Origin of the sequence: Psychrobacillus sp. MER TA 171 (assembly GCF_023713305.1) — a bacterium.
Taxonomy (GTDB): domain Bacteria; phylum Bacillota; class Bacilli; order Bacillales_A; family Planococcaceae; genus Psychrobacillus.
This window is the reverse complement of sequence record NZ_JAMAWN010000003.1, coordinates 114369-129249: the sequence shown is the minus strand read 5'-3', so window position 1 is coordinate 129249 and position 14881 is coordinate 114369. Positions and strand designations below refer to the sequence as shown.

The 14881-nt window shown below is 35.3% G+C and carries 17 protein-coding genes; 2 read left to right on the top strand and 15 right to left on the bottom strand.

Annotated elements, in window-relative coordinates; genetic code table 11:
- Nucleotides 1-51: 51 nt before the first annotated feature.
- From M3627_RS04390 to M3627_RS04330, 13 genes are all read right to left on the bottom strand, one after another.
- A complete protein-coding gene (locus M3627_RS04390; protein WP_169358299.1) occupies nucleotides 52-1248 on the bottom strand; it encodes an MFS transporter in 1197 nt (398 codons plus the stop codon).
- 23 nt (nucleotides 1249-1271) lie between these two features.
- Nucleotides 1272-1853, bottom strand: coding sequence for a TetR/AcrR family transcriptional regulator (locus tag M3627_RS04385; protein ID WP_251553078.1), 582 nt, complete (start codon nucleotides 1851-1853; stop codon nucleotides 1272-1274).
- A gap of 115 nt (nucleotides 1854-1968) precedes the next feature.
- Entirely contained in the window at nucleotides 1969-3012 is a 1044-nt protein-coding gene (locus tag M3627_RS04380; RefSeq protein ID WP_251553077.1) for an LCP family protein, read from the bottom strand.
- Nucleotides 3013-3128: 116 nt separating this feature from the next.
- The gene (locus M3627_RS04375; RefSeq protein WP_169358297.1) at nucleotides 3129-3572 is read right to left on the bottom strand and encodes an NUDIX domain-containing protein; all 444 of its coding nucleotides are present in this window, start codon (nucleotides 3570-3572) and stop codon (nucleotides 3129-3131) included.
- Nucleotides 3559-4107 carry a histidine phosphatase family protein gene (locus M3627_RS04370; protein ID WP_251553076.1) on the bottom strand — a complete coding sequence of 183 codons (549 nt, stop codon included), beginning with the start codon at nucleotides 4105-4107 and terminating at the stop codon, nucleotides 3559-3561. Before M3627_RS04370 ends, M3627_RS04375 begins: the two co-directional genes overlap by 14 nt.
- Nucleotides 4108-4128: 21 nt before the next feature.
- Nucleotides 4129-4746 carry an NUDIX hydrolase N-terminal domain-containing protein gene (locus M3627_RS04365; RefSeq protein WP_169358295.1) on the bottom strand — a complete coding sequence of 206 codons (618 nt, stop codon included), beginning with the start codon at nucleotides 4744-4746 and terminating at the stop codon, nucleotides 4129-4131.
- 514 nt (nucleotides 4747-5260) lie between these two features.
- Nucleotides 5261-5797 (bottom strand): PadR family transcriptional regulator, encoded by a 537-nt coding sequence (locus M3627_RS04360; RefSeq protein ID WP_205963950.1) that lies wholly within the window; start codon nucleotides 5795-5797, stop codon nucleotides 5261-5263.
- A gap of 67 nt (nucleotides 5798-5864) precedes the next feature.
- On the bottom strand, nucleotides 5865-6605 hold the full coding sequence (locus M3627_RS04355; protein ID WP_169358294.1) for an ABC transporter permease: 741 nt from the start codon (nucleotides 6603-6605) through the stop codon (nucleotides 5865-5867).
- The gene (locus tag M3627_RS04350) at nucleotides 6599-7309 is read right to left on the bottom strand and encodes an ABC transporter ATP-binding protein (RefSeq protein WP_169358293.1); all 711 of its coding nucleotides are present in this window, start codon (nucleotides 7307-7309) and stop codon (nucleotides 6599-6601) included. The genes M3627_RS04355 and M3627_RS04350 overlap by 7 nt, the downstream gene beginning before the upstream one ends.
- A 138-nt stretch (nucleotides 7310-7447) precedes the next feature.
- The gene (locus M3627_RS04345) at nucleotides 7448-8521 is read right to left on the bottom strand and encodes a metallophosphoesterase (protein ID WP_251553075.1); all 1074 of its coding nucleotides are present in this window, start codon (nucleotides 8519-8521) and stop codon (nucleotides 7448-7450) included.
- A 41-nt stretch (nucleotides 8522-8562) separates the two neighbouring features.
- Nucleotides 8563-9102 carry a GNAT family N-acetyltransferase gene (locus tag M3627_RS04340; protein WP_251553074.1) on the bottom strand — a complete coding sequence of 180 codons (540 nt, stop codon included), beginning with the start codon at nucleotides 9100-9102 and terminating at the stop codon, nucleotides 8563-8565.
- A gap of 84 nt (nucleotides 9103-9186) precedes the next feature.
- Entirely contained in the window at nucleotides 9187-9606 is a 420-nt protein-coding gene (locus tag M3627_RS04335; protein ID WP_169358290.1) for a universal stress protein, read from the bottom strand.
- Nucleotides 9607-9622: 16 nt separating this feature from the next.
- Nucleotides 9623-11056, bottom strand: coding sequence for a SulP family inorganic anion transporter (locus M3627_RS04330; RefSeq protein ID WP_169358332.1), 1434 nt, complete (start codon nucleotides 11054-11056; stop codon nucleotides 9623-9625).
- 252 nt (nucleotides 11057-11308) lie between these two features.
- Here M3627_RS04330 and M3627_RS04325 point away from each other — a divergent pair, with 252 nt between their 5' ends.
- Nucleotides 11309-11593: a hypothetical protein gene (locus tag M3627_RS04325; RefSeq protein ID WP_251553073.1), complete on the top strand. Its 285-nt coding sequence runs from the start codon at nucleotides 11309-11311 to the stop codon at nucleotides 11591-11593.
- Between the two features lie 35 nt (nucleotides 11594-11628).
- Complete coding sequence (locus M3627_RS04320; protein WP_251553072.1) at nucleotides 11629-12081, top strand: hypothetical protein; 453 nt, start codon at nucleotides 11629-11631, stop codon at nucleotides 12079-12081.
- Nucleotides 12082-12174: 93 nt separating this feature from the next.
- Here M3627_RS04320 and argH read toward each other — a convergent pair whose 3' ends face one another.
- Nucleotides 12175-13548: an argininosuccinate lyase gene (gene argH / locus M3627_RS04315; protein WP_251553071.1), complete on the bottom strand. Its 1374-nt coding sequence runs from the start codon at nucleotides 13546-13548 to the stop codon at nucleotides 12175-12177.
- Entirely contained in the window at nucleotides 13545-14753 is a 1209-nt protein-coding gene (locus tag M3627_RS04310; RefSeq protein WP_251553070.1) for an argininosuccinate synthase, read from the bottom strand. The genes argH and M3627_RS04310 overlap by 4 nt, the downstream gene beginning before the upstream one ends.
- Nucleotides 14754-14881: the final 128 nt, after the last annotated feature.

Sequence of the window (14881 nt, the reverse complement as noted above, 5' to 3'; positions counted from 1 at the left end):
AAGTATTGCTAAACGTTTCCGTTGCAATACTTCTTAATAGTTTTAAATTATTTATAAACTAGTTTCCCATTGCTTATCCTTCCAATACACAGTGATCACAAGCCCCACCAACATAACAAGTCCCGCAAACAGGTAAGGATAATGAATATTCACATCGAAAAGAATACCTCCGAGTGCTGGTCCTACTATATTACCTAGGCTCGTATAAGTGGAATTCATGCCCGCAACAAATCCCTGCTCTTTTCCTCCCGCTCTTGATAAAAATGTCGTTAAAGCAGGACGCAGTAAATCAAATGCTAGAAAAATAAAACTTGTGACTAATAGTACCATAAGGAAGCTTGTAACCATTGTAGAAACAAACGCTAATAAGACCCCAACTATTAAACAGATTTGTATTAACTTTTTTTCTCCTAGCCAATCAACAAGCTTGCCAAACATAAATATTTGCACGACTACACCGAATATCGAGCTGATAGTTATAATGAGAGCAATGTCCTTTGGAGTGAAGCCAAATTTATGATCAGAAAATAAACTGAACACAGTTTCGTAAGCAGACAATCCGAATGCTAACACAAATATAATAATAAAGGCTATGAAGTACATTGGTTTAAATGATTTTTTCAAGTCGCCTATAAAATTGGTTTGCTTACTGTTAGCGGATATTTCTGCAAGCTCTTCTTTAGAGAGTGGTTCCTTTAGGATAAATAAAGAGGTGATACAAGCAATAAATGCTATACCTGCTGCAAAGTAAAAAGGTACTCTTATGCCAAATTCAGCTAAAAACCCTCCGATTCCTGGTCCAATGATAAAACCAGTACTAATAGCTGCTGAAATATAGCCCATCGCTTTTGGACGTTCCTTTATCGTAGTTATATCTGCAATATAAGCAGTTACACCAGGCATTATAAAGGCTGCACTAATCCCACCCAATGCTCTTGATAAGTAAAGCACCCAAACATTTGTTCCAGCTCCAAAAATAAGCTCGGAAATAGCAAATAATAATAGTCCTAGAGTAATCATTTTCTTACGGCCGATTTGATCAACCCATCGACCTGCAAAGGGGGAGGTTATCAATTGGGCAACTGCAAATACCGCAACTAGATACCCCATTGTACTTCCTGTAAGATTCATGATATTCATAAATGATGGCATAACAGGTATTACTAAGCCTACTCCTAAAAAAGCAATGAATATATTGCTAAGAAGTATAATAACTACGGATTTTTGTTCTTTTAATGGTTTGTTCATCCTACGCACTTCTTTCTTTAACTTTAATGATTAGATATACCACGACAAAATACCTTCCAGGAGGCATCTAGTCTCTCTGATAAACGCTTCTCATCGTTGTTATAGACAAGTTCAAGCATCATCGAATCTATCATGCTTAAAAAAGCATATGTCAAAATCAATGCTGACTCACCGTCAACTAGCTTTGCATCTATCCATTGTTGAAATTTTTCTTCTAATACAGCTTGCACTTGTTTCTCTATATCAAGTACATCTTCTTCGATATCTTTAGCTAAGTGCGCTGGAGGAAAAAATGACATCCTTAGCCAAAATTTTAAATGCTCGTCTTTTTGAAAAAGATTAATAACCATTTTTAAGAAGCCATATAAATCCTTTAAAGGATCTTCAGCATCAAGAGGACGAAAATAATGAAGCTTTGTGTTCAGCTCGATTTGCTTGGCATCTCTTAAGACTTGAAGAAAAAGGTCATCTTTTCCTTTAAAGTGTGCATATATGGACTGTTTTTTCATACCCACTTCTTCAGCAATTTGAGATAATGAGGCTCCTTCATATCCATGAATCGTAAAATACTTGAGAGCAGCTTCTTTTAATTCTATATGTTTCACACCTATCGCTCCTTTTAACGAACGTTCGTCAGTTATAATATCAAATGTTCACTTAGGAAGCAAACAATTTATCTCAAAATAAAAAACGTGTCCGGGGATGGTACCCGGACACGTTTTATTTACCTATTGATAAATCCTTTACTTCTTCTACATCTGCTTTATATGTAGTACTACCTAGGTTGGATTTTAGCTGCTCCCCGACTTTACTAAGTGAGTCTTCGTCTGGAACAAAATACCAAAGGTCCAGTCCTGCTTCTTTACTGTAGATCATTTTACCACTGCCATCTAACTGTAAATGCTCAATAGGACTGTTTTTAAATTTTTGATACATTTTGGCTAGTTTTAAATAATCTGAAGACGGGATATTCGTTTTAACATTTTCTCCTACATCCTCAATTAAATCATCGATTTTAGTAATCATGCCCACATTGGTCATCTTGTTTAATAATGATTCGATAACTTGCTGTTGCCGTTCATTACGGCCCTTATCTCCCTCAGGATCTTTTTTTCGCATTCGTACATACGCCAGTGCCTCGTCACCTTCTAAAAACATAGGACCTTCCGTAAAAGTTTTCCACTCAAAGTTAGCGAGTTGAATTTTAAATGTAAAAGGTACATTTACCTCAACGCCTCCTATGGTATCGACTATATCTTGGAAGCCCTGAAAGTCAGTGGAGACATAATAATCGATAGGTATACCTAGCATGGTCTCTATTGCTTCTGATACCCAATCAATTCCCCCGTTTGCATAAGCATGGTTAATCTTATCTTCCCTGTCTAATCCTTCGATATGAACTAACGTATCTCTAGGGATGCTAACCATAGAAATTTTGTTTGTAGACGGATTAACAGTTGCTACAATTAGCATATCTGAACGACCATATTTTTCCGTCTTTCCTCGCTCAACGCCTGTTAAAAGAATAGTAAAAGGTGAGTCATCCGCCTTTGCTACTAGCTCATTCTTAATCGAAGTGTCTTTAAGGTCTTTTTCCAATGGCACAAACATTTTATTGTTTGCATGCTTGGCTTCCCAGGATAAATTAATCGCGAAGAAAATTATAGCCGAAGTCAATGCCATTAAACTAATTAATACTATATTTTTAATCTTTCTCTTTTTTGAAGAAGATTTCTTCTTCAACCTGCTTTGAGAATTTCCCATCCGTTCTTTTCTCCCTTGAACAACAATATATGTATTTGCTTTATTATAAAATCGCTCACTTTTTCTAAATTATACCATTTTGGATTAAAATTACAAGTTGAGGTAACTTCTATATTTTAACCTACTTTAATTTGTTCTGTTAGTGTTCTTAACTGTTCTGCTTGAGTAATATTCCGTTTAAGGTAATCTGGAAACTCTTCCCCATTTAAGATTTCTTCCGTGGTCATCCATATTACTTCATCTAATTCTTCTTTGCATTTCACGTATGGTTCCCCAAAGAAGTGGTCACAAACGAAGACAATATCTACAACAGGTTTTCCTGTATCTGATATAAAGGTCGAGCTATTCACATATTGAAGATTTGTTACTTCAATGCCTACCTCTTCATCAATCTCTCGAATTAGCGTTCTTTCGAAAATATCACTTGAATTCCCTTCTTGATCTACCTGACCACCAACAAGAGCCAGGCCTCCCGCACCATGCTCCTCCTGCTCACTTCGTTTCACTAGAAGCCACTTTCCTTCTTTATATATAGCACCCTCCACATTAACGATGAACATGTAACTCCTCCTTAAAGGTATAGACTTTGAACTCTCCATTATTTGAGGAATAGCGTAAGATATTTTTATCTTTCGGTATACCTTCAAAATAAGCACCTATACAACCTGTCGTACAACGGTGCCCAGAGATGAGTATATTTCCTTGAAACTTGTTGTATGTCTTTTCTAAGTGAAACATGAAATCAAATACTCGTGTAACATATATAGTGATATCTTCCACACCCCTATAAATAGTTGGATCAGGTATCGCACCTGCCAGCTTCACTTCTTCTTTTTTTACTCTGTCTGCCCCACCCAAATCAAAAACATCTAGCCTGGAATCTATGGTAGCTGTTCTACCCGTTACAATTTCTGCAGTTTGTATTGCTCTTTCCTGAGGGGAAGAAAAAACTAAGTGAAAAGGAACTTCTTTTAAAAGTTTTCTTACGTATTCAGCTTGCTGTTTTCCTTTTTCATTTAACGGGAGGCCGTTTCTACCTTGTAAGCGACCTTCCTTGTTTAAATCTGTTTCTCCGTGTCGTACTACATATATCATCGGCTCATGTACCTCCATACGTTAATCGAAGATCGTTTCTTTATCTGGATTAATGAGAAATTCAAACATAGTCTTAATCTGAGATTCTGTATTTCTGTTAGTAGATAGTGTAGGTAAGTTAGTTGGAGAAAAGAATTGAACATGATTTGTCTCCACTCCGCTAGCAGGTGCCCCTCCAGTAATTTCACAACGAATAAAAATTTTATAGTAATGGTAAGCCTCAGGTGGATGGGGATGCTTGTCCTTATCCATTAATGCAAGCAATTTTACTGGCCTTACTTCATAACCAGATTCCTCTTTTATTTCCTTTACGATATTTTCCGCTGCTGATAATCCGATATCACAAAAACCACCCGGTAATGACCATTTGTTGTCCAGGCTTTCACGAACCATTAAAATTTGATTGTCCTTAAAAACTACCCCACGCACGTCTACTTTTGGGGTTTGATATCCCTTATCTGTAGCAAATAAGTCACTTACCTTTTGAAATTCTAAACCCGTTTGCTCCGTCAAAATTTCAACACTTATGGCTCTTAACTCTTCATATCGCTCGATATCGTATATATCCTTTGAAAAAGCCAATCCAGATTGTGATAATGCTTGTATTCGTTTAGCCCACTCCAACCATTTTTGGCTCACTATTAAACACTCCTATTTCCTATTAATTCATACTTTTTTAGAGTTAAACTCATAGTAGAATTTTTAAGTTTTTAATACACATTTTTAAAATTAAATCTGAATGATGATAGGTTAGTCTTCTTTTTATGTGGAAAATCTACGAGTTTATGAGACATATCTAGATTCTTAGGGACTTTTTCTAAGTTTATGGATTACTAGTCCTCCTTAATAGCAAAACGCTCATTGATTGTAGAGACAGGCGGCTACTCCTAGGGGAACAGCACGTGAGAGACTACAGGCTCGAGCCGTGCCCAAGTAAAGCGCCTGCGTGAGAGCGGAAAACTGTGATTTATCATTCTACTTCATAACCTTCTTTTCCCTTTTCTACAACAGGCGGAGCATGTTATACTGTAATTCTGTTGTAAACAAAATAATCAAAAAACTTATAATTAATATATCATCTAACTAGTTATAAATATATATAAATTAAAAAAACTACCAACAATCTGAGGGATTGTAGTAGTTTTTCATGTAATTATTTATTTTCCAGTTCAAAGATGTTAATTAATTTCTTCAGCAATTGTATTTGTAAATCGTATTGACTATACATATTTTCAAAAATGAGCTCTGTAACTTCATCAATTTTCATATGTTCTTTTTTTATTTGGATACCTTTCTTTTGCATCTCTAATTCTTTTTCCAGTATTGTTGTTTGTTTATAAAATGCTTCTAACACATCTTCTCTTGGAAGGTTTTGTATAAAGCTTAATGCAGTATATAGATTGCTTGGCAGGTTTACTGATAGTTCTTCTAATGTATCTTTCAATAATTTCTGAAATTCTCTTACGCCATTCTCGGTTATCTTATATATTGCTTTACTTCTATTCCCAGTCTGTTCAATTGCCTCAACCTCAACTAGCTGTTCCTTCTCCATTTTCTTAAGAGCGTGATAAATAGAGCCAGCTAATATACCTGCCCAACGATCTGCTTCACTAATTTGAAGAGTTTGTTGAATTTCATAACCACTCATTGGCTTCGTTTTTAATAGTCCTAATACCATCAATCTTGTCATAATAATGTTTCTCCCCAATTTAAAATAAACAACATTGAGTATTATTATAGCACAAGACAATAAATGTTTAGTTTGAAAAAACCTTATACTCTGTTTTAAGTTTTTCCTCCCACTTGAAAGTAGCTGTTGCTAGTAGTACGCTGATCAACATGTAAAGCAATAATATTAACATAGCAGATCCCATTTGGAGTATTGCTTCCTCCATCCCTGCATTTAATCCTTTTACATAGTGATTAAATGGTGATAACTTACTTAGAAATTGAATCCATCCTGGTGCATTGCTTAAGGAATAAAACGCTTCACTAAACAATATAAATGGAATTTGGAACAAATTTGAAATCATATTAATGTGCCCCTCATTATTAGCCAGGTTAGCGATTAGAAAGCCGATGCTAGTAAAACAGAGTGTTGCAACTGTAACTAAAAGTATAGTTCCTACTATTAGTGAAAAACTTAATGATATCTGAAATAACAAGACTCCGAAAGTCCAGACAGCCATATTCAACCCTACACCCAAAGCTGTTCTGGCAAGCACCATAGAAATAATAAAGTGTGCAATTGGTAAGGGAGATATTTTGAGCATTTTATAAACACCTTTATTCCTTTGATAGAGGACTTGAAAAGCAACTCCTTGCATCCCCCAAAATATAGTTCCAATTGCAGTCACACCTGTTAATATACGTTCATCCATATTATCCATGTAAATGCTCAAACCAATCATCACTACTAGTGGAAATAGAAGAGAATAAAATACGGTAATCTTATCACGTAGAGAGCTAATAATCATAGAGCGAAAGATAGTTAACATTCAACTCCCTCCTTAGAAACCAATTTTATATAAAGGCTCTCTAAATTTGTTACTTCATGTTCAGCTATCAGTATTTTGGGCTCACCCTCACAAATAATTTTCCCTTTATTAATAAATATAATTCTATCTGCTATGTGGCCTACCTCTTCCATGTCATGAGAGGTAAATACAACTGTTCTTCCTTCATTATTCACTTGGCGAATCAAGGCTTGTATTTCCTTTCTAGAAATTGGATCTAATGCTGCTGTTGGTTCATCTAAAAAAACTAACTTAGGTTGATGAATTAGAGTAATGGCAATTGCTAGACGTTTTTGCTGTCCACCGGAGAGCTTGGAGGCTTCAGTATTAGCACTCTCCGTTAATCTACATTTTAAAAGTATATCGTTCAGTTCATACTTGTTTACATTCCTTTTGTAAAAGGCTCCAAATAGCTTTAAGTTTTCTGAGACAGAGAGCCCTGGGAAAAAGGAGCTTGCTTGTAGTTGAACTCCTATATTTTCTTTAAAATCCTCCAAGAAATATTGTATGGTCCCTCCATCTCTTTCCTTTAATCCTATTAGTAACTCTAAGCAAGTAGACTTTCCTGCCCCATTCGGGCCGATAACACCTAATATTTCGTTATCTTTAATTTCAAGATTAATACCCTTAACAATGTGTCGATTACCATATTTCTTTTCTAAATTTGTAGCTTGTAAATACAGCATTACATCACTCCTTCTCCCTTTATACTCAACATTGACTATTCAACGTTAATTAAAATTTATAGTAGCGCTAGATAATTGTCAATACAAAAATAAAAAGGTACGGAATTTTCACCATACCTTTGAAAAACATTAAAATATTCAACGTTCAATCCATCCTATTTCCCCATTTTCATTTTTAACAAGGAGATATCCTTCACATGTGTTATCAACTACCCAAACCTTTTCTCCTCGCTTTACCGAAAGGAAGGTAGTGCTTACATCTGTTTTACATAGGATGGAATCATTTTTTTCTATAATATATTCATTTTTAATCCATTGTTCTGTTCCTAGGATTACATTTTGACATCGTGTAAAAAATGCCCCCCTTTTCATTATTTTTAATTCATAATTAGGATAAGTGACTGTACCAGTTCTGTTTAAGCCAGCCTTATGATCATGTTCTATTATTATGTAATGATTAAGACTGTCCACAAATCTATAGGAATATGTCCCGTCCTGAATGATTAAAGCATTCAACTGACCGTCTTGTTTTAGTTGGTTCCCACCATCAATGGCTATTATATTCTTCTCTAAATCTACCAAAGGGTTATGGGAGCTTACAGCGGTTGCTCTGTAGTTAATCACTGGCCAATGACCAACAATTACTGGCTTACCTGCCTGATGTGATTTATCTAGAAAAGAGGAGGTATATAAAGCAGTTTTTTCGTCCGTTTGCTTCCAATCTGTTTTAGGATCAATTCCTGCATGAATGATGATAAAATCATCGGTTTCATAAGCGACCGGTAGAGCTTCTAGCCAATCAATTATGTCTTGAAAATGTGCTTTATAATACGTTGACAAGTGTTTTACGCTATTAAATTCCTCAACACGCTTGTTATTCTGTGCAAGCATCTCATTTAAAATAGATTTTCGACTTTTCATGTAAGGAATTATTCCTTCACTTTCTTGAAAAACGTACCGATGAACAACGTCACAATTACCTTTGACAATAAAAACGTTGCTTGAGCTCTTTTGAAGCGAGCGGACAAATTCCACAACCTCTAAGCTGTTATCTCCTTTTTCGCATAAGTCCCCATTAATAAATAGATAATCATCCAGCTGGTAATTGACTCTGTCTAATAACTTTTTAAATAGCTGTAAGTTTGCATGGATATCCGAGATCACTATTACTCTTTTGCCAGGCTCTAAACTAATTTTTTTTATATCTATCATTTTCGTTGTCTCCTATAAAACGCTAATTACATAATACCCTCTTAATCCTCTTGATTTATAATCGCTAGAATGAGATGGTCCTGCCATTTACCGTTTATTTGTACATTTTCTTTAGCAATCCCTTCTTTATGAAAGCCTGCTTTTTCCAACACTTTTATTGAAGGTGTATTGTGAGGCATAACTCCAGCCTCAATTCTATGTAATTTTAAGGTTTCAAAGCCATAAGCAACAGCCATCTTAACTGCTTCCGTCATGTAGCCCTTCCCATTTTGCTGTTCGTCTAAGGTGTAACCAATCATACAACTTTGAGCTGGACCTCGAGAGATATGTGATAGGGCAACATTGCCAATTAATTCATCTGTTTTGGATAAAAAGATGCCGAACGCATACAATGTATCATTTGTTGCACCTGTTATCCCATTTTCAATGCGTTCCTTTATTTTTTCATATGTGTAAAAATCCGGCTCTCTTAAAACTGAATAGTGCTTGAAAAATTCCTTGTTTCTTATTTCTAAGTCCAGTGCCGCTTCTGTATCTTTCATTTGAAGAAGACGAATATATATTCCTTCTTGAGTGCCCATCAGTAACCTCCTCTATTTTATTAAATTATATGAAAATTCCAGCAAAAATAAAAGCCCTGTTATAAACAGGACTTTAACATGAATTTACTTAACTACTAAAGCTGGGCATTGAACTCGTTTTATTACCTTATGACTGACGCTTCCTAAAACCATTTCTTGTAGGGAATTTAAACCCCTGCTGCCTATAACTAAAAGGTCCACATGGTTGTCATTAGCAAATTTCACAATCTCAGGACCAGGGATACCATGCAGTATATTGACTTTATAGCTAATTTCCGATTCCTTTAATAGTAGCTCAACATTTTGTATTTTCTTTCGACGTTCTAATTTTAAAACCTCTGTAGAGCCTGCATGCAGTACCTCTGTTCTTGCTTTTTCAAAATCTGCTACATAAACTATTTCCACCAAACATTGCTTATTTAAAGAAGCAATTTTGATTGTCTCCTTCGCCGCTCGAACAGCATTTTCAGAGCCATCTGCTGCTAAAACAATATGGTTATACATGGTGCGGATTCCCCCTTTAATGAGTGGATAGAGCATCTATTTGAGCAATCATTTTTTTACTATATGAATCTAAGCCGATTAATTCTACTTGAAGTCCTCGCTCACTTAGTAAATCCTTCACTTTAAATAATGCTCCTACCCCGGAATCATCCCAGATCCTACTATTAGTAAAATCAATTTGTATAGTATTCGATAGTGTAGTGGACTTTTTAAAGTAATCTACAAAGCTATCAGTAGAGGCAAAAAATAGCTGCCCTTCTATAATGTATCGCTGATCCTGTTCTATAACTTTTAGGGTAGAAATTTTTACAACAAAGAAAACCGCGCTTAATATAACTCCTGCGATAACTCCCTTTGACAGGTCGTGTGTATACACTACAATTATTACAGTAGTCAGCATGACCAGTGCATCTGTTCTTGGTGCTTTTACTAAATACTTAAATGAGTTCCAGTCAAAAGTACCGATACATACCATAATCATGATTCCAACTAATACTGGCATTGGAATTTTAACGACCAAGTCACCTAAAACAATGATTAGGAATATAAGGAACAAACCTGCTACTAGAGTAGAAAGTCGACCTCTTCCTCCTGATTTAACGTTAATCACTGATTGTCCAATCATTGCACATCCTGCCATACCACCAAAGAATCCTGTTACGAAGTTAGCAATACCTTGACCTCTAGCCTCTTTATTTTTATCACTTTCGGTTGCAGTCATATCATCTAAAATTTGAGATGTAAGTAACGACTCTACTAATCCCACTATTGCAAGTGCTATAGAAAATGGGAAAATTATCTGTAGCGTTTCTAAATTTAGAGGAACATTTGGAAGCAAAAAGGATGGTAAGGTTTGTGAAATATTTCCTAAATCACCTATCGTTTTTAATTCAAATCCACTGTAAATAGCAACGATAGTTAATGTGACGATCGCTATTAACGGTGCCGGTATTACTTTGATGAAACGTGGTAATGTATAAACAAGAATAAGTGTAATTCCTACAAAAATATACGTCATCGTTGAGATCCCAATGAAATGTGGGACTTGAGCCATGAATATCAGTATCGCTAACGAATTGACGAATCCAATCATCACTGCATTAGGAATATACTTCATCAGCTTAGCAATCTTAAAGACACCAAATAGTAGTTGAATAATCCCTGTCAAGATGGTTGCTGCTAATAAGTAATCTAATCCGTATTCTTTAACAAGAGGCACCATAACTAGAGCCATTGCCCCAGTCGCTGCAGATATCATACCTGGTCGTCCGCCTACAAAGGCAATAATGACTGCTATACAAAAAGAAGCATATAGTCCAACCATCGGATCAACTCCAGCTATGATTGAAAAAGCAATGGCTTCAGGAATAAGGGCAAGAGCAACTACTATTCCGGATAAAATATCGCCCCGTATATTTCCAAACCATTGTTGTTTTAAACTTTCCATGATAATCTCCTTTGAAAAAAATTCTTCGATTATCATATCATCTTCTTTCCGTTAAGGGAACCTTTGCTCTTAAAGATGCTAATTACTTGCTGAAGAGTACAAGAAGATTGGAGTTAAAGCTATAAGACCTATCCAAAATATTTATATGTAGATATAAAAGAATGAGAGAGTAACATACGAATATGAGTGAAATTTTGTTTTATATGTTAATATATAACTAAAAGTAAATATTTACAAGTTAATGGAGGTGGCTTCTTGCAAAAAAATAATCTTCTATATTTTTCCTTGTTTTTCTATTTAGCATCTACTATACCCTTTGCTTTGATAATATTTCTTAACTCTTCAGACTATTTTACTTACGGGATTGATGGAAACTTAGGATTTTTTATGCCAATAATTTTGGTACTTGTGGCCTTATTACTAGCAGCACTGGGTAAAAGGAATACCTTTAGAAATTATTTACTTTTTATAATTATATTTAGTTTGATAAATTATTCAATGATAATATTTGCTGGACTCTATGGTTTTAAAAACCCCTAAATAGAGTATTATTAAACAACTCAGGGAGTGATTAATTGAATCTTAAAGATACTCAAGATACTAAACAATTACGTAACCTCAGTATTCTTATTTTTGGATTCTTGGCCTTTTTGTTAATACTATCTATTTTCAATGTTTATCCTGGTGGATACTCCATTGAAAATGAGACGACTGAATCATTTTCTATTGAAAAAACCAGTTTTCTAAAAAAAGAAAACATAGAAATTACAATCACTCATGATAACGAGCTAAGGGCTATCTTACTAAAAAGTGAAATTACCAGTTTGAAAATACTTTGGATTGTAAGCTGTATGGTCATTCTAGGATTTATATTTGATATCGTTTCATATATAAGCAAAAATAAAAAGAATATGTTATTTTATATAACCATAGTTTTATTAATCATAATTATACCTTTGAATGTGTATTTATATTTATCTAAACTAAATAATATAGAATCATATCTCTCTTCACTTAACTTGAGTTAATGTCATATCCCTCATCAATCAATAAACTACCTTCTTAATTGGTAAAAAGCAAACCCGTGTTAAAGGGTTTATTCCTTTAACACGGGTTATAAGTTAGCTTAATTTACTTTTTGCTTCTTCTATTTGTATTTTAACTTGATCGAAACCTGTACCGCCTAATGAATTTCTTCTTCTAACTGCAGCTAATGGGGACAAGACATCATAAATGTCTGCTTCTATTAAGCTACTAGCTTCTTGTAAATCACTTAATGGAAGATCCAGAAGGAAATATCCTCGTTGTATACAAAGGAAAACTAGTTTACCTGTTACTTCATGAGCTTCACGGAAAGGAAGTCCCTTTGCAGCTAAGTAGTCTGCAAGCTCCGTTGCATTAGAGAAGTCTTTGTGTACTGTTTCATGCAAACGCTCTGTGTGCACGGACATTGTTCGAACCATTCCCTCAAAGATTTTAAGGGACCCAACAATTGTTTCTACTGTGTCAAACATCCCTTCCTTATCCTCTTGCATATCCTTATTATACGCTAGAGGCAGTCCTTTTAATGTTGTTAAAAGACCCATTAAATTCCCATAGACACGACCCGTCTTACCCCGTATTAACTCTGCCATGTCAGGATTTTTCTTTTGTGGCATGATGCTTGAGCCTGTTGAAAAGGAATCATCCAATTCAATAAAGTTAAACTCTGAGCTAGACCATAAAATTATTTCCTCCGCAAAACGAGAAAGGTGCGTCATAAGTAAGGATGAGTTGCTTAAAAATTCAACGATAAAGTCGCGATCACTTACAGCATCCATGCTATTTGCATATACGCTAGTAAACCCTAGATAATCTGCTGACAGCTTGCGATCTATTGGAAATGTTGTTCCTGCAAGTGCCCCAGACCCAAGAGGAGAAATATCTATACGTTTCATGGAATCTAAAAAGCGTTCCTTGTCTCTCTCTAGCATCCAAAAATAAGCCATTAAATGGTGGGCAAAGGAAATGGGTTGTGCACGTTGTAAATGTGTATAACCAGGCGCCAATGTTTCTATATGCTTCTCAGCTTGGTTAACTATTGTTTCTTGAAAAACTCTTATCAATTCAATGATTTCGTTTACTCGGTTCTTTAAAAACAAATGCATATCTGTTGCAATTTGGTCATTACGGCTTCTTCCTGTATGGAGCTTTCCACCAACCGGACCTATTAGATCAATGAGCATTTTTTCTAAATTTAAGTGAATATCCTCATTAGCAACTGAGAATTCAAGCTTGTGTTCAGTAGCAAGCTGCTTTAGCTGGAGTAAGCCACCAAGAATATCCCTTACATCTTCATGGGGTAAAATATTGCAATCGAAAAGCATTTTAACGTGTGCCATACTACCCTCGATATCTTCCATTACTAGTTTTTGGTCGAATTCAATAGAAGCTCCGAATTCATCCACCCATTGTTCGGCAGATTTCTGAAATCTTCCACCCCATAGCTTACTCATACTTGCACCTTCTTTTCTCCTTTGTTTACCATTGCATGTACTTTTGTTGGAAGTCCCCACAGTTCAATGAACCCAACAGCAGAAGAATGGTTAAATTCGTCATCTGCAGTGTACGTTGCAAGTTTTTCATTATATAAAGAGTTTGGAGATTTACGCCCTTCCACAATTGCATGACCCTTAAATAATTTCACACGTACAGTACCATTTACATATTGCTGTGTTTCCTTTAAAAATGCCACAAGAGCAGTCTTTAATGGAGAGAACCAAAGACCCTCATAAATAAGTTCTGTCAATTTCTTTTCCATTACTGGCTTAAAGTGAGCTAGCTCTTTCACTAACGTAATGTCTTCAAGCTCCTTATGTGCCAGAAGTAGTGTGTGTGCCCCAGGTATCTCATAGACTTCACGAGATTTTATGCCAACTAGGCGATTTTCTACATGATCAATACGTCCAACCCCATGCTTACCAGCTATATCGTTTAACTTAAGAATAAGTTCATGTAATGGATATTTAACTCCGTCTATAGCTACAGGAACCCCTTGTAAAAATTCAATTTCAATAATATCTGCAACGTCTGGTGCATTTTCTAAAGAAACTGTTAAATCGTATGCATCCTCTGGTGGTGCTGCCCATGGATCCTCTAGAATGCCACATTCGTTCGCACGTCCCCAAAGGTTTTGGTCTATAGAAAATGGACTGTCTAGGTTAATTGGAATTGGAATGTTTTTCTCTTTGGCATAAGCGATTTCTTCCTCACGGCTCCAGCTCCATTCACGTACCGGAGCAATTACCTCTAAATCTGGGTTTAATGCATTAATAGACACCTCAAAACGAACTTGATCATTTCCTTTACCTGTACATCCATGTGCTACAGCAGTTGCACCTGTTTTCTCTGCAATTTCTACTAGTTTCTTAGAAATCAATGGACGTGACAATGCTGATACTAAAGGATATTTGTTTTCATACCATGTATGAGCCTGCATAGATATGAGTGCATATTCATTAGCAAATTCTTCTCTTGCATCAATCATATAGCTTTCAATAGCTCCAACCTCTAACGCTTTGTTTTTTACAAATTCTAAGTCTTTGCCCTCTCCTACATCTAAACAAACAGCTACTACATCATAGCCCTCATCCTTAAGCCAAGTAATTGCTACAGAAGTATCTAATCCACCTGAGTATGCTAAAACAACTTTTTTGTTCATTAAATATTCCTCCAATGTATTTATATACGGTTATTTTGTATTAATATACATAATGTAACACTCAAAATGCATAAATACAACTATAAATTTATTAATTATACAAATATATTAATTATTTATAAAAACTA

Bases quoted from the DNA above. Each gene is read 5' to 3' on its own strand.
- M3627_RS04350 (WP_169358293.1), bottom strand. From the start codon at position 7,309: ATGCTGTATTTACAAGCTACAAATTTAGAAAAGAAATATGGTAATCGA.
- M3627_RS04370 (WP_251553076.1), bottom strand. From the start codon at position 4,107: ATGATATATGTAGTACGACACGGAGAAACAGATTTAAACAAGGAAGGT.
- M3627_RS04310 (WP_251553070.1), bottom strand. From the start codon at position 14,753: ATGAACAAAAAAGTTGTTTTAGCATACTCAGGTGGATTAGATACTTCT.
- argH (WP_251553071.1), bottom strand. From the start codon at position 13,548: ATGAGTAAGCTATGGGGTGGAAGATTTCAGAAATCTGCCGAACAATGG.
- M3627_RS04390 (WP_169358299.1), bottom strand. From the start codon at position 1,248: ATGAACAAACCATTAAAAGAACAAAAATCCGTAGTTATTATACTTCTT.
- M3627_RS04375 (WP_169358297.1), bottom strand. From the start codon at position 3,572: ATGTTCATCGTTAATGTGGAGGGTGCTATATATAAAGAAGGAAAGTGG.
- M3627_RS04340 (WP_251553074.1), bottom strand. From the start codon at position 9,102: ATGGGCACTCAAGAAGGAATATATATTCGTCTTCTTCAAATGAAAGAT.
- M3627_RS04380 (WP_251553077.1), bottom strand. From the start codon at position 3,012: ATGGGAAATTCTCAAAGCAGGTTGAAGAAGAAATCTTCTTCAAAAAAG.
- M3627_RS04335 (WP_169358290.1), bottom strand. From the start codon at position 9,606: ATGTATAACCATATTGTTTTAGCAGCAGATGGCTCTGAAAATGCTGTT.
- M3627_RS04360 (WP_205963950.1), bottom strand. From the start codon at position 5,797: ATGACAAGATTGATGGTATTAGGACTATTAAAAACGAAGCCAATGAGT.
- M3627_RS04355 (WP_169358294.1), bottom strand. From the start codon at position 6,605: ATGTTAACTATCTTTCGCTCTATGATTATTAGCTCTCTACGTGATAAG.
- M3627_RS04345 (WP_251553075.1), bottom strand. From the start codon at position 8,521: ATGATAGATATAAAAAAAATTAGTTTAGAGCCTGGCAAAAGAGTAATA.